We start from the raw sequence: 21365 nt of genomic DNA on the forward strand, positions 1-21365 counted from the left end.
CACCCACCGCGCTGGATCCGCTTTCGCGTTTCCCGCTCCGGGGCGACTCGTCTTACTTTATCGGATTCTTCCGGGCTGTCAATTTCCCGGCTTCTCCGATACACCTTTCCGTTGCCGCTTGCGCGGCCCCTTCCGGGCGGTGGAGCTATTTCATCAGATCCGGCCCGATTGTCAAAACGAGCCTTTCCGACCCACCATGACTGACCCGGCGCGACGAAGCCGCGTCGGTTGGTCGGTTGGTGGTTCCCCGCAGGCCGGCCGCCGTGAGGCGTCCCGCACTCCCGTGGGGCGAAGTGAACAGTATGCCCAAGGCGAGGGGACGTCAAACCGGCGCGCCCGCGCGAATGTGCCGCGCTTCGTCCTCCGGCTCGGACCGCTTGAGGCCGCACGCGCTCCGGCACGCCGCCTACCTTGGGCTTTGTCCGGCTATCGCCCGTCCGAACGACCTTTGGAACGCATACCGCGCGACAAATATTTCGTTTCGGCAACGCCCATCCGGGTGGCGTGTCTCACGGCTTGGCGATGTACCCGCCGATGAACAGGACGCCCTCGGCCAGCACCCAGATGAACGCGGCCGCGGTGAGGAGAACGTCCAGCCGGTCGGGCCTGCGCCGGACACCGGGCATGGACCACGCGGTCACCGCGACCGCCGCGGCGATGACGGCCACCGGTGCCGAGAGGCGGACGGTGTCGTCGAATCCCGCGGCGCACCCGGGATCCCGCAGCTCGCCCTCGCCGCAGAAGGCGGCGTCACCCCAGCCGCCGAGGGCGGAGAAGCCCCACAGCACGGCCAGCGCGCAGTTCGCGATCGTCGGAATGGCCGGCGATATCCACCAGCCGTTCGGACGTCGGGGCATGGCCTGCACGCACGGAAGGTACCTCGCCGCGCCGGAGCCCGGAAGTCCCAACGTGGACGATGGCCAGGTCAGGTGATCTCTTTCGACTCGTGCAGGTTCATGTCCATCACGATCGCCGTCATGACCGCCAGTGTCCGCAGCGGTTCCCGGACCGGATCGGAGATCTCCACGGCGTACTTGTCGGCCGTCGTCAGCAGATGCGTGGCGAGACCCGCCCATCTCTTGCGGACATGGGCGACCTTGCCGCCGTCGGCGTCCTTCACCTCGAAGTTGTTGCGCGGCACGTCCACGTCGACGGCGCCGATGAGCGTCCCGTCGTCGTCGTAGAGGACGTACCGGCGGCCGACCCTTTCGGTGACGAACGAGCCGACGCGCTCCCCGTCCGGCCGGAGGACCTCGGTGTACTCCCGGCCGCTTTCCTTGTCCACGACGAGCAGCGGATCTCCGTCCGGCGTCGTCAGCAGGACGGCCCGCGCATCGAGATTCGACTTGCCCGGAAACAGTCCGCGCATGACCGCGCTGTGCCCCTGGTCCTCGGTCGGCGCCGCGATCGCGATGACGGCTCCGTCACCGTCCAGCACCTTGTACCGCGACTTGGCGAACGGTCCCCGGCGAGGCTGTTCGACCCTGAGTACGGAGGAACTGAAAGGGTCGGTCATGCATTCTCCTAGCCTTGTCGTCAGGCACCCGTCCCGCACGGCCCACGGTACGCGAAAGTCCCTTCGCGGACGGGCTATCCGACGGGCCAGTCCTTGCCCTCGTACAGCATCAGATCGATCGCGAGCGGCGCCGCGACCACCAGGACCCGAAGCGGATCCGGGAGGGGCTGGAAGATCTCGACCGAGTACCTGTCCGCGGTGGTCAGCAGCTCGGTGGCGGCACCCTTCCATTTCTTCTCGATTTGGGCGACATGGTGGCCGTGGCCGTCGAGCACCCGGAATTTACGCCCGACACGGTTGCCGCCCAAACTGCCGATCTGACGCTCCGCCGCGTCCAAAAGCGCGTATTCGTACAGCCGGACGTTCCGCAATGTCCCATGCAAATGCCCGTCGGGCGTGCTCACCCGGGTATTGCGCGCGTTCTGTTTCTCCACCGTGAGCAGCGGCGTGCCCTGCCCGTTCTCGACATGGACGGTGCGGGCGGCGTCGCTGCCGCCGAAAGCGGTCCTGGCCGTCTGGCGGGCCAGCGAGACGCCACGCTCTTCGCCGATGGCGAGCAGCGTCCCGTCCCCGTCGTAGACCCTGTACCGGGACCGGGCCGCAGGGGCGCCGCGAGGCTGATCCACTCGCAACACCGGAGAGCCGAACAGATCGCTCATGGATCGGCATCATGGCAGGCGCCTCGGACAGCGGGCACGCGAAAGGGGCGGCCCCGGAGGACCGCCCCTTGGGCTTTGCCGCGATGGACTCCGCTCAGAAGTCCATGCCGCCCATGCCGCCGGACGGGTCGCCCGCCGGGGCCGGGGTCTTCTCCGGCTTCTCGGCGATGACGGCCTCGGTGGTCAGGAACAGCGCGGCGATCGACGAGGCGTTCTGCAGCGCGGACCGGGTCACCTTGGCCGGGTCGAGAATCCCGGAGTCGAACATGTTGACGTACTCGCCGGTGGCGGCGTTCAGGCCCTCACCCGGGGTCAGGTTGCGGACCCGCTCCACCACGACGCCGCCCTCGAGGCCGGCGTTCACGGCGATCTGCTTCAGCGGCTCCTCCAGAGCGCGCTTGACGATGTTGGCACCGGTGGCCTCGTCGCCCGCGAGTTCCAGCTTGTCGAACGCCTTGGTGCCGGCCTGCAGCAGCGCGACGCCACCGCCGGGGACGATGCCCTCCTCGACCGCGGCCTTGGCATTGCGGACGGCGTCCTCGATGCGGTGCTTGCGCTCCTTGAGCTCGACCTCCGTCGCGGCGCCGGCCTTGATGACCGCGACACCGCCCGCGAGCTTGGCCAGGCGCTCCTGGAGCTTCTCGCGGTCGTAGTCGGAGTCGGTGTTGTCGATCTCGGTGCGGATCTGGTTGACCCGGCCCGCGATCTCGTTGGCGTCACCGGCGCCGTCCACGATGGTGGTCTCGTCCTTGGTGACGACGACCTTGCGGGCGCGGCCCAGCATGTCGGTCGTGGTGTTCTCCAGCTTGAGACCCACGTCCTCGCTGATGACCTGGCCGCCGGTCAGCGTGGCGATGTCGCCCAGCATGGCCTTGCGGCGGTCGCCGAAGCCCGGCGCCTTCACGGCCACGGACTTGAAGATGCCGCGGATCTTGTTGACGACCAGGGTGGCCAGGGCCTCGCCCTCGACGTCCTCCGCGATGATCAGCAGCGGCTTGCCGGACTGCATGACGCCCTCGAGGACGGGCAGCAGGTCCTTGTTGGCCGACGCCTTGCCCTGAACGATCAGGATGTACGGGTCCTCGAGGGTCGCCTCCATCCGCTCGGGGTCGGTCACGAAGTAGTGCGAGATGTAGCCCTTGTCGAAGCGCATCCCCTCGGTCAGCTCGAGCTCCAGACCGAACGTCTGGCTCTCCTCGACCGTGATGACGCCTTCCTTACCGACCTTGTCCATCGCCTCGGCGATCATCTCGCCGATCTGCGGGTCGCCCGCGGAGATGGACGCCGTGGAGGCGATCTGCTCCTTGGTCTCCACGTCCTTGGCGAGCTTGGACAGCTCCTCGCTGACCCGCTCGACCGCGGCCTCGATGCCCCTCTTCAGCGACATCGGGTTCGCGCCGGCCGCCACGTTGCGCAGGCCCTCGCGCACCAGCGCCTGGGCCAGCACGGTCGCGGTGGTGGTGCCGTCACCCGCGACGTCGTCGGTCTTCTTCGCTACTTCCTTGACGAGCTCCGCGCCGATCTTCTCCCACGCGTCCTCGAGCTCGATCTCCTTGGCGATCGACACGCCGTCGTTGGTGATCGTGGGGGCGCCCCACTTCTTCTCCAGCACGACGTTGCGGCCCTTGGGACCAAGGGTCACCTTCACGGCGTCGGCGAGCTGGTTCATGCCGCGCTCGAGACCGCGGCGGGCCTCCTCGTCGAACGCGATCATCTTTGCAGCCATAGGCTCCAGTCCTCCCGGAACAAGGTGGCTTATACGGATCGAGCCGACGCCCGCGACGGACGGCCACCGCCGACGACTGCCATTCCGCCGCCGGACTGAGGCCTCATCGCCCCGACCCAGACTGTGTGAAGTTGTCACTCTCCACAGCAGAGTGCCAACCGTTTGTTTAGCACTCTACCCCGCCGAGTGCAAGCGCCACACATCCGCGCCCGGCCCCGTCTCCCCCACCTGCTCCGACCTGTCCTGACCAGGTGCAGGACGCTCAGCCGGGCTGTCCGGGATGTGCCACTGTGATCCGCCGTGCGTGACCGTACGCCGGTATTCGCGGAACGATCGCGGAACACGTGCACGGGGGTGGGAGGTCGGAGACACGGTCTGTTCCGCGCGTTCCGCGACGGGGGTAGGAGGAGCCCCGAGCGCTGCATCGATGCGCCGGTTCATGATCTCCTCGTCACCGTCGATGCAGTGAGCATATGTGCTCTGGAGCATGGCGACCGAGTGCCCGGCACGAGCCGCCACGTTCACCGCGGGAACACCGCCGTTGAGCCACAGCGACAGGCACGCGTGGCGCAGGTCGTAGGGCCGTTCCGCCAGAGGCGTAGCGAGCTGCGCAGCCGTCAGGACATGTTTGCGAGCCCGCCGCCAAACGGACTCGTAACTGACAGGTGCCAGCCGGTTGCCGCGCTGACTGCGGAACAGACGACCATCGTCAGCCGCGCCGAACTGGTCGACGTGCGCCCGGAGGATGGCGACCAACTCAGGACAGGCCGGGACTGGTCGTTTCACGCCCTGGGCGCGAGCCTTGAGGCTCCGAGGCTGGTGGTACTGGCCGTCGTCGGTCCATTGCTTGCCGGCAGCCGGGCTTGACCCGGCCAGGAGCAGACGGCCCCAGCCAGTTGCCGGAAGTTCGCAGTCATCCAGCGTCAGCGCTACCGCCTCCGAGGGACGCAGGCCCGCGAAGTACAGGCAGGCGAAGAACCCAAGGAGGTGTTGGCCCACCCGAGGAGCGATAACCGGCACCGCCGCCAGAAGCGCGCGAGCTTGGTCCGGGTTGGGCACTTGCCGAGGGTCGACCTGGACAACGGTTTTGGGCAGTTCCCACCGCACTTCGTTAAGCGGATTCACCGGGAACACCTTGAGTTCAACGGCATGGTCCAGACAGGAGCGGAACACCGAGTGACGCCGCTTAATGGACTTCGCCGCCGCCGTCTTTCCGTCGAGGTTCACGGCCATTGCGTCGAGGCCCCGCCGGAGAACCTGCGGATCTCCCATGTGGGCCAGGGGTACGGACTTCTTGGCCAGCCATGCCAGAGCATTTGTGATCTCTGGCGGGGGTTCCTGCCGCTCCATGCGATGCCGGTTGAAGGCCCACGTCGCGAGGGCACGATGGAGGACCTCAGCGCTCGGAGCGCCCCGCTCGTCGACCACCAGGCCCCGAGTGACCGAGGCGAGGCAGTCAGCTACCGTCGCGCGAGTTTTCGCAGCACTACCAGGCCATTGCCGAGCAACGTAGGCCCGAGCGTGGTCGTACCAGGACCCGGTCTTGTGGGTCCGTAGCATCGACTCAGGAAGACCGGTCACGGTGTCGAAGGGCTCGCCACGCCGAGCCGCCTGGACAAGTTCCGAGCGGTAATGCTCGGCCAGGGTTTTCGTGACGAACCATTCCGACTTCTCTTGCCCGTCCACGAGCCAGCGCACACCGAACGGACGACGGCGATTCTTCACGGTCTTAATCGACCAGAACCGCACCTGATACGACATCATGCCGCCGCGCTCCCCTGCTCAAGAGAGTCGATCCACGCGAGCACCTCGGACCGCCGGAAACGGAGTTCCCCATTGGGCAGCTTGAGTCCAACAGGAGCGCGACCGGTGGAGCGCCAGCGGTAGAAGACGTTCCGGCTAACGTTTCCGCCCAGTTCGGCGAGCACTTCTTTTGTGGTCATCAACTCACTGCGCTTCACGCTGCCTCCGCAGTTGCCGAAAGTTCTAGGGTGGGGTTGTGGGTCGCGGCGTCGAGCTGGCGGCGCCGTTGAATGCGTTCGTTGATCAGCAGTAGGAGCCGTTGCTCTGTCGGCTTGACGTCGGGGTCACCAGGCCCCGCCCGTTCCCAGACGTGGATCGCTTGCGGGTCGGCCGGGTTGGTGACCGGGATTCCGGCCTCGGCGAGCCGGGCGAGGACCCATGCTTTGCGGTCGGCTTTGTGGTCGGCGAGGGTCTTGCCGGACCATTTGCGGGAGACCAGGACGCGGCGGCCGCCGTAGCCGAGGTGTTCGCGTCGGTGTGCCTTGCCCTTGCAGTAGCCGGGCGTGAGGCCTTTGCGGGGGTTCTTGGGTTGGATGCCGTAGCGCAGCCAGTTCGCGCAGGTGGGCGAGCACGGTTCGTAGCGAAGCGCTTCGGCCATCCGGTCGACGTGCTCACGCTGCGCGCTCGTTTCGGCGGTGTGGCATTCGGCTACGCCCTTGACCAGGTACTTGGTCAGGTAGCCGATGCAGCGCCGGGAGTCGGCCGAGTCGGCGAGGACGCCCTGCGCGTCGATCTGCCGACCGAACTTCACCACGTGGAGCGGTTCGGCGTCCTGGTCCTGGCCGAGGGCGTCTAGCGCTTCATCCCAGGTGGGCAGGACCTCCCCGGTGGTGGGGTCGAGGTAGCCGCCGCCGTTGTCGCCCGCAACGTCATCCCAGACGGGCAGGTTGTCTCCCTCGAAGACGACACGGTCGGTCGAGGGCCACCACACTTGGTGATATGTCGCGGCCACCACTTGCCGCAGCTCTGCCCGGGAGATGGTGCCGCGTATGGCCATGTGCAGGTGGGGCGCGAGACGGCGTTGGGGTTCGACGGTGGCGAAGTACTGGACGTCGTAGCCGACGAACCGGCGCAGGTTCTGCACGAACCGGTCCACCAGCTTGGAGAAGTGCAACGCGTCCCGCGCCGCCCGGGTGTAGTCGTACGACGTCGGGTCGACGGGCGTTCCGTCCGAGCGCACCCGCCCGTAGGAGTCCAGGGTCAGGGTCAGGAACAGTGACGGCCGGAACGTCTTGCCGTCGCGGCCGCGGAACACCTTGCCGACCGTGCGGGAGTCGACCGGCCGCCGGGGAAGGTCCGGAGCATCCTGCCGCCGCCGAGTCGACCGAGTGCGCCGGCCCCTGCTCTGCTCACCGGTCTTGAGCGAGCCGCGCACCCCGGAGCGTTCGAGTTCGATGTCGAGGTCACGGACCACGGCATCCCAGAACTCCGGCCCTTCTCCGTCCGCCGCCCCCTCCTCGGCCGCACGATCCCGAGCCGCCTGAGCCTGCGCCCGCAGTTCCGTCCACGCGCGTTGCTCGTCATCGGGATCGGCGCGGGTGATGACCGGTTCTTCGGTCAGGTGCCAGCCCTGGCGGCATTGCACGGCCCTCAGCTTGCGCTTGCGTTCGGCGCACGACGGGCACACCGAAGCCAGCGTGTGACCGCACGGGACATACACCACCTCCGCCGCGCCCGTGGTCAGGTCCACCCGCCGCATGGGGACGGGGCGGATGCACACGCCGTGTTCGACCGCGACCGCTTCCAGCACCCCACGCGCCAGCGGAGCGAGAGTCTTGACCACCGGTTCCGGTGCTGAGCCCTCCACCTCGGCGCCGTCGAGGGTGGGTTGGACGACGGTGGGACCCGCTTTGGTCACGCAGCCCCCTTGATGTCGAGGTCAGGCAGCCCGAGCGCGACCATGTCCCGGATGTCGTCATCGGAGACGTACGCGGCCCGCACCCGGACCGGATCCGGTGTGGTCTCCAGCCGGACGAAGCCCACGCCCGCGCCGATCTCCGGGACCGAGGAGATCTGATCAGCGAGAGCGCCGCGGTCGCGGGCACCGTCACCGAGCACCATGTCCACCTGTTCGTCTTCATCCAGTCGCAGGGCGATGCGGTCGGGGAACAGGTTGCGCAGGTTGTTGACCTCTTTGCGGGCGTCCTGCTGCGCGCCGATCACGCAATAGCCGACCGACCGGCCTTGTGAGGTGAGGACGGCCAGCGCGGACTCGGCGCGCTTGCGTAGGTCGCGGTCGGGGCAGTAGGCGGTCAGGAACGCCAGCTCATCCACCACGATCACCCGGAACGGGTGCTCATGGCTGGGCGTGAACGAGCGGGTGACTCCGGCGAAGCGTTCGGCGCGGGCGTTCATGTCCTCGGCCGCGGCCTCCAGCAGTTCGACCATGCCACCCTTGGGGTCGTCGCTGTAGCGCCCGTACCGTTCGAACAGCGCCCGCCCGAAGGACAGTTCCATGCGTTTGGGGTCGATGGCCCACACCTCCACCAGCCCGCCGAGCAGCAGCGGCAGGAGTGCGCGGATGGTGGACCAGATGACCGAGCCCTTGCCGGCCCCCGTCGCGCCCGCGATCAGGACATGGGTTCCCAGGAGGCGTAGCCGCCAGGGTGAGCCATCCTCGGCCCGTCCGATCTCCAGCCCGGACAGGTCGACCTCGGACGGGTCGGGGACGGGGAGTGCGGGGATGGGGACGGCGAGGGCATCGCGGCGGACGAACTCCAGCCAGATCCGTCCCGGACGGTCCCCGTCCCGGACGCGGACCAAGGTTGCGCCGAAGCCGTGCGCGAGGTTGACCGCGACCCGTTCCCACGCCTCCGGAGCCTGCCCCTTGAGCATCTTCACCAGCACCCGGTCAGACGTCGCGCCGGACCGCACGCGGACCAGGGAGGGCAGGTACTCCCGTCCCTTGTGGACCTTGGTCAGCCCAGCCGTGACGAGGACGGGTTGCCAGTGCCGCCGGTACACCGCGATGAGCCGCCATCGGGACTGGGCGGGACGGGCGACCCAGCGGACGAAGGACGGATTGTCCACCAGCGCCCACACGCTCAGGCCTTGGAGGACGAGGGCCAGGACGACGGCGAGGACCGGCCATCCGAACCGGTAGCCGAGCCAGCCAAGCCCGGACAGGACGGTGACGGGGACGATATGGCGGGCCAGGAACGCGACCGTCCGGACGAGGACGCGGACGGCGTTGACGATGAGCACCAGGCCCTCGGGCATGTGCCACACCGGCGGCGCCCACTTCGGGGGCGCGAACGGGTCGCGCTGTGCTTCTACGGCGACGTTGTCGCCGGGACGGAGCTTGCGGAACTCCCATGCCATGATGGATGACCTCTTCTTTTGCGTGTTTCAGGGAGAGGAAGCGGGGCGGCCGGAGGTACCAGCTCCAGCCGCCCCACCTGTTCAGGCCGCAGACTCAGCGGACTGCGCCGCGATGTGCAGCCGTTCCACCTCGGCCGCGTACCGCGCGAACAACTCGGCGAGCCGACGCGCAACGGCGAGGTCTTCGGCGGTCGGGGCCGCCGGGTTGGTCGGAGTGATGCACACGTCCGCCCGTGCGTGCGAGATCGCAAGCTGCGCACGGCCACGGTCACGCACGCACAGCAGCGAGACCTGCTCATCCGGACGCAAGGTCACGTGCACCGCCGCCGTCCCGTCCGGGTCGACCGTGAGCGTGGTGTAGCTGTAGGCCTCCATCAGGCAGCCACCCCCTTCCCCACCGACCGGCCCGAGGGACGACCCGACGAGGAAGGACGACGGCCGAAGCGGTACAGCCGCTCCACCTCCACCGCGTACGCCGCCGCCTGCTCAGCCAGCGCCCGCGCGAACTCCACATCCCCCGCGCCCAGCCGCTCGGGAAGGGTCAAGGTGACCAGCACCCGCCCCGCCTTGACCGTGAACAGCGGCGTACGCGCCCGGAACGGCTTGAACTGCACCGCCGCCGAGGTGTCGACGGGCAGCGCCAGCGCCGACATGCGCCCGCCCGCCATCACGCCGCATCCTTCGCCGCGCTGTCCTTGCCGCTGTTGCGGCCCGCGCCGCCCTTGAAGTTGGCCGGACGCACCGCCGCCGCCTTCAGCGAATAGGCCAGCCGCCCGGTACCGGAGTTGACGTACGGCGTCACCGCCAGCCCCTCGAACTCCACCGGCACGAACGGGAACCCCGCCGGAGCCTCCGGCACCACCGGCTGCACCGGCCCCGACAGCTTGACCTTGAACGTGCCCTTGGACTCCGGGTCAGCGTCCAGAACCTCGACCGCCCAGACGAGTTCACCGGTGTCCTTGTCCCGCGCCTGCACGAAGTTCTCCCGGGTCGACCGGTCGAAGTCCCGCACCGGCTCCACCCCGCCCTTGACGAACGCCCCGAACGGGAACACATCCCCGAACGCGACCTTGAACGGACCCTGCACCGCCATCGCGGCCACCTCCAAACATTCACCCATCCGCTTGTTCGGACGAGTGCATGTATTGAAAGTACCTCGCTCGCTTGACCGGACAAGCATTCTTTGAAGTGACCTGCATCACATTCCAGAGATGGGCAGGTCAGGCCGGGCTCCGGGTCAGTCCGGGACGCTGTACACGTCCTCCAGCTCATGCAGCGTCCCCGGCATCACAACCTGGGCCACGAACCGGACCGCGTCGGCAGCATCATGCAGGCTCGCCAGCACCGACAGCACCGGCTCCCCCTTCTTGATCCCCAGATGCCGGGTCTCGTCGCCGGCCGGAAGGCGCGCGGTCAGCCGCTCGACGATGTGGTCGATGCGCAGGTCTTTGACCGTGCGCAGATGCGCCCGCAGCCCGACCGGCAGGGCGTCAGGCTTGTCCAGGTCGGTGCCGTACACCAGTTCTTGCGGGAACCAGCACGTCACCACCTCTGAGGCGACCCCGTCCCGCTCGGTCACCCACCGCCGCGCCAACACCCGACCACCACCCACGCCCAGGAGTTCGGCGACCGGCGCCGGGGGATCGGCCGGGCCGACATCGATCAGCCGCACGCCCGCAGTGGTTCCGGGTTGGTCCAGTACCGCCAGGCCGGGACGAGACGGCCGCGCCGACGAGGCCGGGCGTCCCTTGACGAACGAGCCGCGCCCGTGTTCGCGGATGATCCATCCATCCTGCTGGAGCATCTGCAACGCCCGCACCACGGTAGTCCGCCCTACTGCGAACTCCCGCACGAGCTGTGATTCGGAGGGGAGCAGGGCGCCGGGCGGGTAGTCGCCGTTCTCGATCCGGCGGCGCAACTCCAGCACCACCCGCGCGTATTTCGGGGGTTCGAACTCCAGGCTCGACATGACGACCACCTGACGACTCTGACGCTTGACCACACAAGCGGCTTACGTGGCAGAGTAGCGCCCGCAGTCTCAGCCGTCACGCCCCCGGAACCACGCCGACCACCATCAACACGCTGCGCCCCTTACCCGGTCACCTCGGCCACGGCCAGCCGCGCGCATGCACGATCGCCTCCCGCAACTCCCGCGGGCTCACCGCCTCCACCAACCGCGCCTTGTCACGCAGGCGGACCATCGCCCACCATGCGCCAGTGGCTTGCCCGTACCAGGCCACCACCCCGGAGAACTCCCGCTCAATCCGCGCGACCGCCGCGCTGGTCTCCTCGGCCGACGCGATCCACGAGACACCCATCACCGGCACCCGCCCGGCACCCCGCCCGACGACAGGTTCGGCGAGCTGGCGAAGGGCACAGCCAGTACCCGTGTGATGCGCTCCACCGCGACCGCGGCGTCAGCAACCGGGCACAACGGCTCCAACTCCGGCGGAGACGTGCGGGTCGGTCCCGACCACACCCACAACCACCACAGCACCCCGTCGCGACGGCGGCACACCACCTCCTGCCCCAGCCCAGGACCGAACCCCTGGCCCTGCGGGTCGCCGGGGTCGGGTTCACCGGCCGGGTTACGCACCCGTAGCGCACCGTGCCCCATCACCCTGGCCAGCAGGCCGCGCCGCTCCAACTCGGCCACCAACGCCAACGCGGCCGGACGCCACGCGCCATCCACCGTTCGAGCCCTCACCGGCTCACGCATACGCCACCACTCCCTACGAGAAACAGAAGCGGGACCGGCAGGCCAGGCGACCCGGAGTGACCCACACCCCTAGTCAGGGCAACCGCACCCCACACCGGCACGACCACACCGACAGCCACCACCAACGCCTACCGGCCCCGCAGCTTGTTGGACTACGCCGCACGCGCCCCGCCCACCGGCACACACCACCGGCACGGCCTGCGCTCGACCTCCGGACCCGAACCACCCGGCAGACCCACCAGCACCGCCCGCCGAGGGTGCACGAACTTCCACCCACGGCCACCACAAGAGCCGCAGTCCGCCTTGCCCGTTGCCTGCTGCTGCGTCATGCCGACCAACATCTGCCAGATTTCGGCCGGGACCCATTCCCAGGCGGTATCCCGCCACGGGATATACGCTCAGCGATGACGAGTCACGCGGAGGGAGACCCGATGTCGGGACGGGCGTCAGACCCGATCGCCATCCCCGCATCACTGTGGGACCACCCGCAGATGACCAAGGCCCTGACCTCCCGAGACATCCGCACCGTCTTCCACCTGTTGCGCCAGTACGCAGGCGCCAGCCAAACCCAGATCGCCATCGCCTGCGGCATGTCCCAAGGCAAGGTCAGCGAGACCATGAAGGGCACTCGCCAGGTCACCACCCTGGAAGTCTTCGAGCGCATCGCCGACGGCCTCCACATGCCCGACACCGCCCGCATAACCCTGGGCCTGGCACCACGACGGCGCCCGAGCACGCCAGCCGTCACCGTCCCCCGACCGCGGTCAGGCACTCAAACGACGCCCACACACGGCACGGCCGCCAAGGCGCCAGAGTCGACCGCCGCCGATGACATCTCTCGCTTGACCCGGTGGCTCACCGCCAGCGACACCACCGACGAGACGATCGAAGGACTCGCACGATCAACCTCGTCCCTGGCCACCGCGCACACACAAGTGCCGGCCAAACGGCTCCTCCCCCAAGTGCTGCACCTTCACCGCCGCACACAAAGCCTGCTAGAGAGCCGCCGCCCTCGGCCGCGCCACACCCGCGAACTACTACGCATCAACGCCGATCTACTCGCACACGCAGCCGTGATCTTCGGCGACGTCGACATGGACGCCCAGGCCGAGCAGTACGGAACCATCGCGCTCATGCTCGCCCGGGAGGCCGGAGCCAACGAGTCGTACGCCTGGTACGCCCAAGCCAAGACGGCCCGCTGGCAAGACCGCCTCATCGAAGCCGCCGACCTCTCCCGACAGGGCTACGAGGCCAGCCCGCACACGCCGATGAAGACACAACTCGCGTGGTACGAGGCCAACGCGGCCGCCATCGTCGGAGACAAGAACAGGGCACGTGAGGCCGTCACCCGCGCCGAACAGTCCGTCGAGACCCTCCACGACGGCACCGCGGATCTATCGGTCTGGTCCTTCCCCGGCGAGCGCCAGGCCCTCTTTGCCTTGTCCGTGGCCAACCGGACAGGCGATCCCGACGCCGCACTACGGGCCGCCGCGATGGCTGACACCGCGTGGGCGAACGGCGCCCCAGTCGCGCCAGCGATCTGGGCTCAGATCCGCGTCGGAACCGGAGTGGCGCATCTACTCAAAGGCGACCTCGAAGGCACCGCTGAACAACTCGCCGAGTTGCTGACGCTCGACCCCGGAATGCGCCTGACAACCGTCACGCGCTACCTAGCCGACCTGGACCGCCGCCTCAGCCATCCCCGCTACCGGGACATTCCTCTCGCAGTCCAACTACGACAGCAGATCCGCGACTTCAACGCCGCCGCCCTGACCGACGATCCCGATCTGGAGAGTTCATGAGCCCTCTGCCTACGCAGATGATCAACCGTTGGCAGAACCGCGAAGAACCCGGCCCCGGCCAGGGCACGATCTATTGGCACATCCTCCTCGGCGACCAACCCGAAGCCCGCAACACCGCCCAAACCGCTCGGAAGCGACTCGCCAGCTTCACCGGCCTTCACATGCCCCCACCCGAGTGGCTCCACATCACCACACTGGTAGTCGGCCCCACTGACGAGATCACCACCGAGCAGCAAGAAGACATGCTCACCGCAGCATCCAAACTACTCGCCAAACTCCCACCCATCGCCGTAACTCTCAGCCGAATCCTCTACCACCCCGAAGCGATTGCCGCAGAAGTCCGGCCCGTCGGCCCCTTGAGCCAGATCCGCAACGCCATCCAAACGGCCACCCTCCAAGTGACCGGCCGCGAAGGGCACACCGAGGGCCCCACGCAGTGGCTCCCACACATGACACTCGCCTACAGCGAAACCGACCAACCCGCCGAACCACTCATAACTGCGCTAGGCCGAGAACTCTCGCCCACCGAGTTCACGATCAACGCCGTAACCCTCGTCGACCAACAAGGCCCCGAACGCCTTTGGGACTGGCATCCCTTGGGATGTGTCCCTCTCGCCGGACGCCGTTCACGAGCCGACTCTTTTTGAGATCAGTTAGAGCGAGACTACAAGTAGCCCACCAAGGCCGCCATAATTGCTATGAGCAAAACGGGACCTACTGCAAGAAGAACCCTTGCCACCGCGGATTTCTTGGGTATGTTGAATTCGTCCAACAGGATTGAATTTGTTATTATCCATCCCAGGATTGGGTATGTTATAACAGCAAACATGGCCAATGTAACGAAAGTGACAGCTATATCGCCTGCCCACACTGGGAGCTTTGCGCCGTCTGCCGCATACAGTGATAGTGTTTCGCAAGCACCGAGAATGACCAGGGTGGCACCATAGAAGGATATTAGAAATAGCACAATGAGTGAATTCTTTTTCCGGGCACCATTAAGGCGGTCTCGTTGCGACCTAGAGCGCTCTAACATGTCCCGCATGTCTTGAATTCTGCGCTGCACTGTATAAGCATTTATCGAGTCTCCATGTGATTCAGCCTCGGCAACCAATCGCTCGGCACTCGCTATATTCCTTTCCAACTCTCTAGAGGTCTCATCAATTTCATTCTTGAGTTCTTCCCCTTCCTTGAGAGGGCGACTAACCATGTTGCCCAATTCAAGAATCAGGGCAAGCATAATCACTGGAATCACCTGAGCAAGGAGTGTGGCGAAATCTTTGGACATCTTTCAACCTTTATGCTCTCGTCCTCTGATGCTGCAACGTGGGTCGCTACACCTTAGCTTGGTGCCTCGTATCTGCTGCCGAATTGGGCTGTTTTGGATCAAGAGGCGGCGGCGCTTGGGCCGCTGGCGCGGCCCCGCGCCTGGCCGCCCGGAGCGTGCGGCGTGGGCGCCGGTCACCGGACGGCCGCGCCGGGCCGCGCATCGCGAAGCCTCCGCCCGTCCGCCAGCCGCCGGCGGTCACCGGGTCGCGCCGCCGTCCAGAGCTGGCGCAGGTCCAGCCGACGACGAGGCATCTCCGGTACAGGGACGTCGCCAACTGGACTGGAATGGCACAGGGCTCCCCCGACCCGATGTCTTGAGGATGGCGGCGGCCGGAACCTGTCAAGGGCGCCCTTCGGGCGTCACGCTGTGATGGCTTCGCCACCCTTGACAGAACCCGTCCGCCGCTAGGTACAGGTCTCGTCGGGTCGGGGGAGGAAGGTGGGGGAGAACGCCTATGGGCAGCGCAAGAAACCGCATGGCGGGCGGGTGCGGGTCAGCGCGCGGAACAATCACGGAACGGACGGCCCCGATCGTGCTGGGTGAGGCCGCCCGTTCGCAGGTCAGGGTCTAGCTACTCGTCTTCTTGGTCACTCCACCCCGCCGAGTGCAAGCGCCACACATCCCTGCCCGCGCCAGCCTCCCCATCCACCCCAACCCACCCTGACCAGGCCCAGGACGCTCAAACGCGCGATCTGGGACGTACCACCACTCAGCTCGTTGCTTGACCTCAGGCGGGAGGAAAATGTGGTGCGTGCTGCCACCACGCTGGCCAGACTTGCGGGCATGACTGAGAAGATCACCCGCATCAACCCCGAACTGCTGCATGAGACGCCCGGCTACCACCACATCACGGTGGTGGAGGCAGGGCGTACGGCCCACCTGGCTGGACAGTGCCCGCTCGATCGCAACGGTGACCTCGTCGGCGCCGGTTCCCTTGAGAAGCAGGTCGACCAGGTGATCGCGAACGCGCTCACCGCCCTGGCAGCGGTGAGCGCCCAGCCGCACCACGTGGTGCGGTCGGTGATCTACGTGCGAAGCGACGAAAGGGGCGACCTCGGAGCCGTATGGAGTCGGCTCACCGAGTCCGCCCTGGGTCCGGCCTTCACCACGGCGAGCACGCTCTTGGGCGTTTCCCAGCTGGGCTTCACCGGACAGCTCGTCGAGGTGGATCTCACCGTGGCGCTGCCTGACTGATTCCGAGCGACGCATCGAGCTGAGTAGCCAAGCCCACGAGCCGAGGCTCGCCGTCAGAAGCCACACGCTCATCAGTGATCAGGCCGACGGCGGCGAGCGCTTGCAGATCCCACATCAACCAAGACAGCCGCGCCACGGGGAGACAAACCCGGGATGGGCACGAAGCGGCCTCCGCTCTCGGGTCGAGGCGGTGGCGACTGCCATCGGAGTTGAGCCGGCCGTCTACGCGGCATAGCCCTTTCGCGTCGGCATCATGCCGCACATGGTGACACGGACCTGCTCTCAAGCCCACTTCTTAAGCAAAGAGGTCACAGGGGCGGGCACCCCGCGAACCGGTCTTCCGAGGCTGGTGCTACGGCCGGCATCCGTCCGTTGTTTGCCCACTCTTGGGCTTGAACCAGCCAGCGGCAGACAACTCAAGTCAGTCATTGAAAGCTTGCTGTCATTTAGTAAAGGCGGGACCAGGAAAAGCGCACGAGCCCATGGCTTGCGAAACGGACACCGGGGCGAGATCATGCGAAGAAACCGGGAGGTCTAGGGCGTGTGGTCGCAACTGGTGCTTGCCGTGTTCGGGCTCTTTGGTGTGGGGCTTATCGGATTGAGCGTGTCAACGGCTCGTTCGCTACCCGAGCGAGGCCGTCCGGAATCCATGAGCCTCTACATGCAGCACGTCTTCATGTGCTGCATGTTCTTCCTGGTCGGCGCCGCGTTTCTGGGCATGGCCATCGCCGCCCTCTTCGGCGGATTCTCCATCGAGGTGGCGGCTTGGCAGCAATTCGCCGCAGCCGGGCTGTGCGGTCTCGGGGTGATCGGAGTGAACCGCGTATGGAAAAGGCTACGCAAACGCTACTGGCGATAACACAGCCCCGTACGCAGGTTGAGCTCTGAGTGATACGTCGAATACGCAGGTATCGTGCATCTGGTCTGTTCATTTGCGGCCGCGACCGGTGGCGGCATCGTCGAAGGCGGCGCTTGAGGGCTTCAGCCGGGGCGCGGCCCGCGATCTGGCGCACCGGGGCATCACGGTCAACATCATCCAACCCGGGTTCATCGACACCGACGGGAACCCTGCCGACGGCCCGGCCTCATCCATGTTCCTTCCGACCACGGCGATGGGGCGGTACGGCAGGCCGGAGGAGATCGCCGCATGGCCGGCCGCGCAGTCGACGGCGTCCGACCACGGACGGCGGCCCCCCACAGTCCAGACCCTCGTGATCGTCTGCGCATGATCAGGTTGGCTGTCCACGGCCCGTAGCTTCTTGGGGCAGTGTTCCAGGGTGGGCGCGTGTGGGGTCAGTCGCTGGGGTGGACGGCGGTGTTCTGGCAGGCGGTCAGGTACCAGTGGTCGTCTTCCTTGGCCATGACGAACAGTGGTGTGCCGACTTCTTCGCCGTTGGCGGTCCGGTATGTCTGGAGGACCTTGACGGCTGCGACGTCGGGACGGACGAACAAGACGTGTTCCACCTCGAAGGTGACCGTCGTCCCGCGCATGGCGCCGGGGAGGACCTGGTGGGTGAAGGCGGAGATCGCGTCGCGTCCGTAGAGGCGCTTGCCGCCGCCTGTCGTCCAGATGGCGTCGGCTCGGAACAGGGCGGCGAACTCGTCCGGTAGCTCGTTGTTCTGGGAGTGCTCGACCGTGGCGACGACCTGCTTGATCGCCTCGATGTCGACGTCCGGTGCGCTCATAAGTTCAGCGTCCATCCTCAAGGAAGCTTGAGGTCAAGCGCGGCGCCGCGTCCTCGAAAGCCGACTAGGTTGTCCGGATGACGCTCGCATATACCTTCTCGGCTGTGGCGGGGCTTATGGCCGCCGTTTGCCTCTTGCAGGTCATCACCGGTCGTGAAGTCGTCAGGCTTTCGCGGACGAGGCATCCACCTGGACGGGTGAGGCTCATGTACGTCGGCCCGACGCTGATCGGGGCCGGTGGCGCGCTCCTGGCCGCGGGCCTGGCCGTCGGCGTGGGGATGGGACTGCTCTGGGGCGGGCTCATCCTGACGCTGGCCACGACGGCGCGGGGCCGGCGCTCCTGACCTGGGTCGAGCCGACCCCGCAGGGTGGGCTCCCGACGCTGGATATGTCGGAGCCGGGGAAGCTGAAGTGGTCGAGCGTCTTCATGCCCGCGGGGAAGAGGGCGAGGACGGCCAGCGCCGACGCCGGGTAGCAGAGGGTGCGGGCCCAGGTCGGGGATCTTCTGCCGGCCGCGAGGACGGCCACGGCGAGGACCGCGGCCAGGGCCGCCCCCGCGAGGACGGCGACGGGGAGCCAGGCGCCGTAGCCGTGGCTCCACTGGGCGGCGCGGCCGTGGAGGCAGTCGAGTTCGCGGGCCCGGTCGGCGCGGGCCTGCAAGGCGGACATGGCCCAGAGTCCGAGGAGGCACGAACAGGTGAGGGTGGGAGCGAGGGCGCCGAGCGCCCCCCACGTCGTTCGCCGGGGCATGGCAGGGAGCTTAGGCGGGCCCGGGGTGGGGCCGGGCCCGCCGGAACGCCGTCAGCCGCCGGCCACCGCGGGGATGATGGAGATCTGGGCGCCCTCGGGCGTGGGGGTGTCCAGGCCGTCGGCGAAGCGGACGTCCTCGTCGCCCACGTAGACGTTGACGAAGCGGCGGATCTTGCCGGAGTCGTCGAGGATGCGGGCGGAGATGCCGGAGTAGCTGGCCTCCAGGTCGGCGACGACGGCGCGGAGGGTGGCGCCCTCGGCCTTGACCTCGGCCTCGCCGCCGGTGTAGGTCCGCAGGATCGTCGGGATACGGACGGACACGCTGCTCATGCTGCTCCTTCGTTCTCAGGCGAGGTTCGCGGCGCGGAACGCCTCGAGGGACGGGGCGATGTTCGCGGACGGGGCGACGACGGGTGCGACGGCGTCCAGGGTCTTGAGGCCGTCCCCGGAGTTGATGATCACGGTTTCGGCGGACGGGTCGAGGGTGCCGGCCTCGATGAGCTTGCGAAGCGTCGCCACGGTGACGCCGCCGGCGGTCTCGCCGAAGATCCCCTCGGTGCGGGCCAGGAGGCGGATGCCCTCGACGACCTCGGCGTCGGTGACGTCCTCGACGGCGCCGCCGGTGCGGCGGGCGACGTCCAGGACGTACGGGCCGTCGGCGGGGTTGCCGATGGCGAGGGACTTGGCGATCGTGTCGGGCTTCACCGGGCGGACGACGTCGTGCCCGGCCTTGAACGCGGCGGCGACCGGGTCGCAGCCCGCGGCCTGGGCGCCGAACACTCGGTACGGCCTGTCCTCGACCAGGCCGAGCTTGATCAGCTCCTGGAAGGCCTTGTCGATCTTGGTGAGCTGGGAGCCGGACGCGACCGGGACGACGATCTGGTCCGGCAGCCGCCAGCCGAGCTGCTCGGCGATCTCGTAGCCGAGCGTCTTGGAGCCCTCGGCGTAGTAGGGCCGGACGTTGACGTTCACGAACGCCCAGTCGTCCTGCTCGCCGGCGATCTCGGACGCGAGCCGGTTCACGTCGTCGTAGTTGCCGTCGACCGTCACGAACGTCCCGCCGTACACGGCCGTCGTGATGATCTTCTGGGTCTCCAGGTTGGACGGGACGAACACCGCGCTGCGGATCCCGGCGCGGGCCGCCGCGGCGGCGACGGCGTTGGCGAGGTTCCCGGTGGACGGGCAGGCCAGCACCTTGAAGCCCAGCTCGCGGGCGGCGGCGAGCGCGACGGCGACGACGCGGTCCTTGAACGAGTGGGTCGGGTTGCCGCTGTCGTCCTTCACCCACAGGCTCTGCAGGCCGAGGCTCTCGGCGAGGTTGTCGGCGCGGACGAGCCGGGTCAGGCCGGGCTCGGTGTTGGGCGTCTCGGCGACCGCGGACGGGACGGGCAGCAGCCCGCGGTACCGCCAGATGTTGCGCGGACCGGACTCGATGCCCGCGCGGGTGACGCCGCTGAAGTCGTAGGCGATCTCCAGGGGGCCGAAACACTCCTCGCAGGCGTAGAAGGGCCCGAGATCGCGAGTGGAGCCGCATTCGCGGCAGACGAGGGCGGTTGCCGGTCCGAGGTCTGTGGCAGGCGTGAGTGCCATGAGGGCGAGGCCTTTCTCCCCATCTTTCCTGCGCCACCTTGGTCGCAGGCCGGAGTTGGCACCATCTCCCGGCCGGCCTCGCAGGATCGCGAGTGCGCCTCAGCCGGGTGGTTGCCGGGGCTTCACAGGGCCGGTCCCTCCACCCCTCTGGATGAGCGGTATTCAGTTGTCGAGAACCGCGAGCGGTTTGAACTCGTATGCGTGACTTTACATGAACTGACCGGATGCCAGACAGGTGGGTCCGCCGATTGAGACGTTACCCGGGCGAGTTCTTGATCACGCGGCCGGGCTCCGGCGGGACGGTCCGCTGCGTGGGGTCGAGGAACACGTGCCGGACGACCGGGAGCCGTTCCCGGAGCCTCCGGTCGATCTCGCCGGCGACGTCCTCGGCCTGGTCGGCGCTGATGGCGTCCGAGAAGTGGACCTTGGCGGCGACGAGGAGCTGCTCGGGGCCGAAGTGCATGGTGAGCAGCTCGTCCACGCCGGTCACGCCGGGCGCGCCGAGGATCTCCGCGCGGATCTCGCGCTGCGCCGCGGGGTCGGCGGCCTGGCCGATGAGCAGGCGCACGCTCTCGTGGCCGATCGAGAACGCGAGGACGACGAGCAGGACGCCGATGAGGACGGACGCGAGCCCGTCCCAGAAGTCCGAGCCGGTGATCTGCCGCAGCACCAGCCCGGCGGCGGCGAGCGCGAGGCCGATCATCGCGGCGGTGTCCTCGAACAGCGCGGTCTTGAACGTCACGTCGGGCGACTTGCGGACGTGCTCCACGAGGTCGCGCCCGTTGTCGCGGGTCTCCTTGCGGGCCTGGTGGAAGGCGCGGACCCAGGACGTCCCCTCCAGCACCGCCGCGAGGGCGAGGACGGCGTAGGCGAGCCACACGGCCGTCCCCGTGCCGCCGTGGCCGGTCATGGTCAGGATGCCCTCGAAGATCGAGAAACCGGCGCCGGCCACGAAGATCCCGAACGCGGCGAGCAGCGACCACACGTACCGCTCGTTGCCGTATCCGAAGGGGTGGCGCCGGTCGGGGGGCCGTTCGCTGCGCCGCAGCGAGGCGAGGAGAAAGCCCTGGTTGAGGGTGTCCGCCACGGAGTGCGCGCCCTCCGCGAGCATCGCGCTGGACCCGGCCAGCAGGCCGGCGACCAGCTTGGTGATCGCAAGGATGAGGTTCGCGGCACCGGCGACGAGCACGGTCTTCGTCGTCTCGGACCTGCTCATGCCGCACGGTTACCCGGCGCTCCGCGGGCTAACCGGCGGCGGGGCGCGCGGTGACG

Annotated in this window: 25 protein-coding genes and 1 riboswitch; of the genes, 5 read left to right on the forward strand and 20 right to left on the reverse strand. The window is 67.8% G+C overall.

Annotation, left to right across the window (positions count from 1 at the left end):
* Positions 1 to 509 precede the first annotated feature (509 nt).
* From ABGB11_RS39680 to ABGB11_RS39745, 14 genes are all read right to left on the reverse strand, one after another.
* A complete protein-coding gene (locus ABGB11_RS39680) occupies positions 510 to 857 on the reverse strand; it encodes a hypothetical protein (protein WP_347640702.1) in 348 nt (115 codons plus the stop codon).
* Positions 858 to 925: 68 nt separating this feature from the next.
* Entirely contained in the window at positions 926 to 1516 is a 591-nt protein-coding gene (locus tag ABGB11_RS39685) for a phospholipid scramblase-related protein (RefSeq protein ID WP_347640704.1), read from the reverse strand.
* Between the two features lie 74 nt (positions 1517 to 1590).
* Positions 1591 to 2175 carry a phospholipid scramblase-related protein gene (locus ABGB11_RS39690; RefSeq protein WP_347640706.1) on the reverse strand — a complete coding sequence of 195 codons (585 nt, stop codon included), beginning with the start codon at positions 2173 to 2175 and terminating at the stop codon, positions 1591 to 1593.
* A 94-nt stretch (positions 2176 to 2269) separates the two neighbouring features.
* Positions 2270 to 3901 carry a chaperonin GroEL gene (groL, locus tag ABGB11_RS39695; RefSeq protein ID WP_347640707.1) on the reverse strand — a complete coding sequence of 544 codons (1632 nt, stop codon included), beginning with the start codon at positions 3899 to 3901 and terminating at the stop codon, positions 2270 to 2272.
* 174 nt (positions 3902 to 4075) lie between these two features.
* A complete protein-coding gene (locus ABGB11_RS39700; protein WP_347640708.1) occupies positions 4076 to 5665 on the reverse strand; it encodes a tyrosine-type recombinase/integrase in 1590 nt (529 codons plus the stop codon).
* On the reverse strand, positions 5662 to 5862 hold the full coding sequence (locus tag ABGB11_RS39705; protein ID WP_347640709.1) for a helix-turn-helix domain-containing protein: 201 nt from the start codon (positions 5860 to 5862) through the stop codon (positions 5662 to 5664). The genes ABGB11_RS39700 and ABGB11_RS39705 overlap by 4 nt, the downstream gene beginning before the upstream one ends.
* A complete protein-coding gene (locus ABGB11_RS39710) occupies positions 5859 to 7562 on the reverse strand; it encodes a replication initiator (RefSeq protein WP_347640711.1) in 1704 nt (567 codons plus the stop codon). The genes ABGB11_RS39705 and ABGB11_RS39710 overlap by 4 nt, the downstream gene beginning before the upstream one ends.
* Positions 7559 to 9025 carry an FtsK/SpoIIIE domain-containing protein gene (locus tag ABGB11_RS39715; protein WP_347640712.1) on the reverse strand — a complete coding sequence of 489 codons (1467 nt, stop codon included), beginning with the start codon at positions 9023 to 9025 and terminating at the stop codon, positions 7559 to 7561. The genes ABGB11_RS39710 and ABGB11_RS39715 overlap by 4 nt, the downstream gene beginning before the upstream one ends.
* Before the next feature lie 81 nt (positions 9026 to 9106).
* On the reverse strand, positions 9107 to 9400 hold the full coding sequence (locus ABGB11_RS39720) for a hypothetical protein (RefSeq protein ID WP_347640713.1): 294 nt from the start codon (positions 9398 to 9400) through the stop codon (positions 9107 to 9109).
* Complete coding sequence (locus ABGB11_RS39725; RefSeq protein WP_347640714.1) at positions 9400 to 9693, reverse strand: hypothetical protein; 294 nt, start codon at positions 9691 to 9693, stop codon at positions 9400 to 9402. The genes ABGB11_RS39720 and ABGB11_RS39725 overlap by 1 nt, the downstream gene beginning before the upstream one ends.
* Entirely contained in the window at positions 9693 to 10118 is a 426-nt protein-coding gene (locus ABGB11_RS39730) for a plasmid replication, integration and excision activator (RefSeq protein WP_347640715.1), read from the reverse strand. Before ABGB11_RS39730 ends, ABGB11_RS39725 begins: the two co-directional genes overlap by 1 nt.
* A 144-nt stretch (positions 10119 to 10262) precedes the next feature.
* Positions 10263 to 10994, reverse strand: coding sequence for a GntR family transcriptional regulator (locus ABGB11_RS39735; RefSeq protein ID WP_347640717.1), 732 nt, complete (start codon positions 10992 to 10994; stop codon positions 10263 to 10265).
* Between the two features lie 130 nt (positions 10995 to 11124).
* Complete coding sequence (locus ABGB11_RS39740; protein WP_347640718.1) at positions 11125 to 11343, reverse strand: hypothetical protein; 219 nt, start codon at positions 11341 to 11343, stop codon at positions 11125 to 11127.
* Positions 11343 to 11744: a hypothetical protein gene (locus tag ABGB11_RS39745; protein ID WP_347640720.1), complete on the reverse strand. Its 402-nt coding sequence runs from the start codon at positions 11742 to 11744 to the stop codon at positions 11343 to 11345. The genes ABGB11_RS39740 and ABGB11_RS39745 overlap by 1 nt, the downstream gene beginning before the upstream one ends.
* Positions 11745 to 12235: 491 nt before the next feature.
* On the opposite strand from ABGB11_RS39745, the gene ABGB11_RS39750 reads away from it, so the two are divergent.
* Both ABGB11_RS39750 and ABGB11_RS39755 read left to right on the forward strand, forming a co-directional pair.
* The gene (locus ABGB11_RS39750; protein ID WP_347640721.1) at positions 12236 to 13546 is read left to right on the forward strand and encodes a helix-turn-helix transcriptional regulator; all 1311 of its coding nucleotides are present in this window, start codon (positions 12236 to 12238) and stop codon (positions 13544 to 13546) included.
* A complete protein-coding gene (locus ABGB11_RS39755) occupies positions 13543 to 14193 on the forward strand; it encodes a 2'-5' RNA ligase family protein (RefSeq protein ID WP_347640722.1) in 651 nt (216 codons plus the stop codon). Before ABGB11_RS39750 ends, ABGB11_RS39755 begins: the two co-directional genes overlap by 4 nt.
* 17 nt (positions 14194 to 14210) lie before the next feature.
* Here ABGB11_RS39755 and ABGB11_RS39760 read toward each other — a convergent pair whose 3' ends face one another.
* A complete protein-coding gene (locus tag ABGB11_RS39760) occupies positions 14211 to 14831 on the reverse strand; it encodes a hypothetical protein (RefSeq protein ID WP_347640724.1) in 621 nt (206 codons plus the stop codon).
* Positions 14832 to 15656: 825 nt separating this feature from the next.
* On the opposite strand from ABGB11_RS39760, the gene ABGB11_RS39765 reads away from it, so the two are divergent.
* The 3 genes from ABGB11_RS39765 to ABGB11_RS39775 all read left to right on the forward strand — a co-directional run bounded on the left by ABGB11_RS39765 (position 15657) and on the right by ABGB11_RS39775 (position 17296).
* On the forward strand, positions 15657 to 16067 hold the full coding sequence (locus tag ABGB11_RS39765; protein ID WP_347640725.1) for a RidA family protein: 411 nt from the start codon (positions 15657 to 15659) through the stop codon (positions 16065 to 16067).
* Positions 16068 to 16608: 541 nt separating this feature from the next.
* Positions 16609 to 16926, forward strand: coding sequence for a hypothetical protein (locus ABGB11_RS39770; RefSeq protein ID WP_347640726.1), 318 nt, complete (start codon positions 16609 to 16611; stop codon positions 16924 to 16926).
* Between the two features lie 88 nt (positions 16927 to 17014).
* On the forward strand, positions 17015 to 17296 hold the full coding sequence (locus ABGB11_RS39775; RefSeq protein WP_347640727.1) for an SDR family oxidoreductase: 282 nt from the start codon (positions 17015 to 17017) through the stop codon (positions 17294 to 17296).
* 64 nt (positions 17297 to 17360) lie between these two features.
* Here ABGB11_RS39775 and ABGB11_RS39780 read toward each other — a convergent pair whose 3' ends face one another.
* The 5 genes from ABGB11_RS39780 to ABGB11_RS39800 all read right to left on the reverse strand — a co-directional run bounded on the left by ABGB11_RS39780 (position 17361) and on the right by ABGB11_RS39800 (position 21309).
* On the reverse strand, positions 17361 to 17753 hold the full coding sequence (locus tag ABGB11_RS39780) for an SgcJ/EcaC family oxidoreductase (RefSeq protein ID WP_347640728.1): 393 nt from the start codon (positions 17751 to 17753) through the stop codon (positions 17361 to 17363).
* A 300-nt stretch (positions 17754 to 18053) separates the two neighbouring features.
* Positions 18054 to 18503 (reverse strand): hypothetical protein, encoded by a 450-nt coding sequence (locus ABGB11_RS39785; protein WP_347640729.1) that lies wholly within the window; start codon positions 18501 to 18503, stop codon positions 18054 to 18056.
* A 51-nt stretch (positions 18504 to 18554) separates the two neighbouring features.
* Positions 18555 to 18833 carry a MoaD/ThiS family protein gene (locus ABGB11_RS39790; protein WP_347640730.1) on the reverse strand — a complete coding sequence of 93 codons (279 nt, stop codon included), beginning with the start codon at positions 18831 to 18833 and terminating at the stop codon, positions 18555 to 18557.
* 15 nt (positions 18834 to 18848) lie between these two features.
* Positions 18849 to 20093, reverse strand: coding sequence for a threonine synthase (thrC, locus tag ABGB11_RS39795; protein ID WP_347640731.1), 1245 nt, complete (start codon positions 20091 to 20093; stop codon positions 18849 to 18851).
* A 16-nt stretch (positions 20094 to 20109) separates the two neighbouring features.
* Positions 20110 to 20251, reverse strand: a riboswitch (SAM riboswitch).
* Positions 20252 to 20349: 98 nt separating this feature from the next.
* Complete coding sequence (locus ABGB11_RS39800) at positions 20350 to 21309, reverse strand: cation diffusion facilitator family transporter (protein ID WP_347640732.1); 960 nt, start codon at positions 21307 to 21309, stop codon at positions 20350 to 20352.
* Positions 21310 to 21365: the final 56 nt, after the last annotated feature.

It is taken from the genome of Actinomadura sp. B10D3 (assembly GCF_039871695.1).
In the GTDB taxonomy this organism is placed as follows: domain Bacteria; phylum Actinomycetota; class Actinomycetes; order Streptosporangiales; family Streptosporangiaceae; genus Spirillospora; species Spirillospora madurae.

What these genes read in the sequence shown, in the direction of transcription:
- ABGB11_RS39755 (WP_347640722.1), top strand. Translation starts at nt 13,543, where the DNA reads ATGAGCCCTCTGCCTACGCAGATGATCAACCGTTGGCAGAACCGCGAA.
- ABGB11_RS39725 (WP_347640714.1), bottom strand. Translation starts at nt 9,693, where the DNA reads ATGGCGGGCGGGCGCATGTCGGCGCTGGCGCTGCCCGTCGACACCTCG.
- ABGB11_RS39690 (WP_347640706.1), bottom strand. Translation starts at nt 2,175, where the DNA reads ATGAGCGATCTGTTCGGCTCTCCGGTGTTGCGAGTGGATCAGCCTCGC.
- ABGB11_RS39765 (WP_347640725.1), top strand. Translation starts at nt 15,657, where the DNA reads ATGACTGAGAAGATCACCCGCATCAACCCCGAACTGCTGCATGAGACG.
- ABGB11_RS39735 (WP_347640717.1), bottom strand. Translation starts at nt 10,994, where the DNA reads ATGTCGAGCCTGGAGTTCGAACCCCCGAAATACGCGCGGGTGGTGCTG.
- ABGB11_RS39740 (WP_347640718.1), bottom strand. Translation starts at nt 11,343, where the DNA reads ATGGGTGTCTCGTGGATCGCGTCGGCCGAGGAGACCAGCGCGGCGGTC.
- groL (WP_347640707.1), bottom strand. Translation starts at nt 3,901, where the DNA reads ATGGCTGCAAAGATGATCGCGTTCGACGAGGAGGCCCGCCGCGGTCTC.
- ABGB11_RS39730 (WP_347640715.1), bottom strand. Translation starts at nt 10,118, where the DNA reads ATGGCGGTGCAGGGTCCGTTCAAGGTCGCGTTCGGGGATGTGTTCCCG.
- ABGB11_RS39715 (WP_347640712.1), bottom strand. Translation starts at nt 9,025, where the DNA reads ATGGCATGGGAGTTCCGCAAGCTCCGTCCCGGCGACAACGTCGCCGTA.
- ABGB11_RS39745 (WP_347640720.1), bottom strand. Translation starts at nt 11,744, where the DNA reads ATGCGTGAGCCGGTGAGGGCTCGAACGGTGGATGGCGCGTGGCGTCCG.
- ABGB11_RS39780 (WP_347640728.1), bottom strand. Translation starts at nt 17,753, where the DNA reads ATGAGCGCACCGGACGTCGACATCGAGGCGATCAAGCAGGTCGTCGCC.
- ABGB11_RS39785 (WP_347640729.1), bottom strand. Translation starts at nt 18,503, where the DNA reads ATGCCCCGGCGAACGACGTGGGGGGCGCTCGGCGCCCTCGCTCCCACC.
- ABGB11_RS39680 (WP_347640702.1), bottom strand. Translation starts at nt 857, where the DNA reads ATGCCCCGACGTCCGAACGGCTGGTGGATATCGCCGGCCATTCCGACG.
- ABGB11_RS39760 (WP_347640724.1), bottom strand. Translation starts at nt 14,831, where the DNA reads ATGTCCAAAGATTTCGCCACACTCCTTGCTCAGGTGATTCCAGTGATT.
- thrC (WP_347640731.1), bottom strand. Translation starts at nt 20,093, where the DNA reads ATGGCACTCACGCCTGCCACAGACCTCGGACCGGCAACCGCCCTCGTC.
- ABGB11_RS39750 (WP_347640721.1), top strand. Translation starts at nt 12,236, where the DNA reads ATGACCAAGGCCCTGACCTCCCGAGACATCCGCACCGTCTTCCACCTG.
- ABGB11_RS39720 (WP_347640713.1), bottom strand. Translation starts at nt 9,400, where the DNA reads ATGGAGGCCTACAGCTACACCACGCTCACGGTCGACCCGGACGGGACG.
- ABGB11_RS39700 (WP_347640708.1), bottom strand. Translation starts at nt 5,665, where the DNA reads ATGATGTCGTATCAGGTGCGGTTCTGGTCGATTAAGACCGTGAAGAAT.
- ABGB11_RS39800 (WP_347640732.1), bottom strand. Translation starts at nt 21,309, where the DNA reads ATGAGCAGGTCCGAGACGACGAAGACCGTGCTCGTCGCCGGTGCCGCG.
- ABGB11_RS39685 (WP_347640704.1), bottom strand. Translation starts at nt 1,516, where the DNA reads ATGACCGACCCTTTCAGTTCCTCCGTACTCAGGGTCGAACAGCCTCGC.
- ABGB11_RS39790 (WP_347640730.1), bottom strand. Translation starts at nt 18,833, where the DNA reads ATGAGCAGCGTGTCCGTCCGTATCCCGACGATCCTGCGGACCTACACC.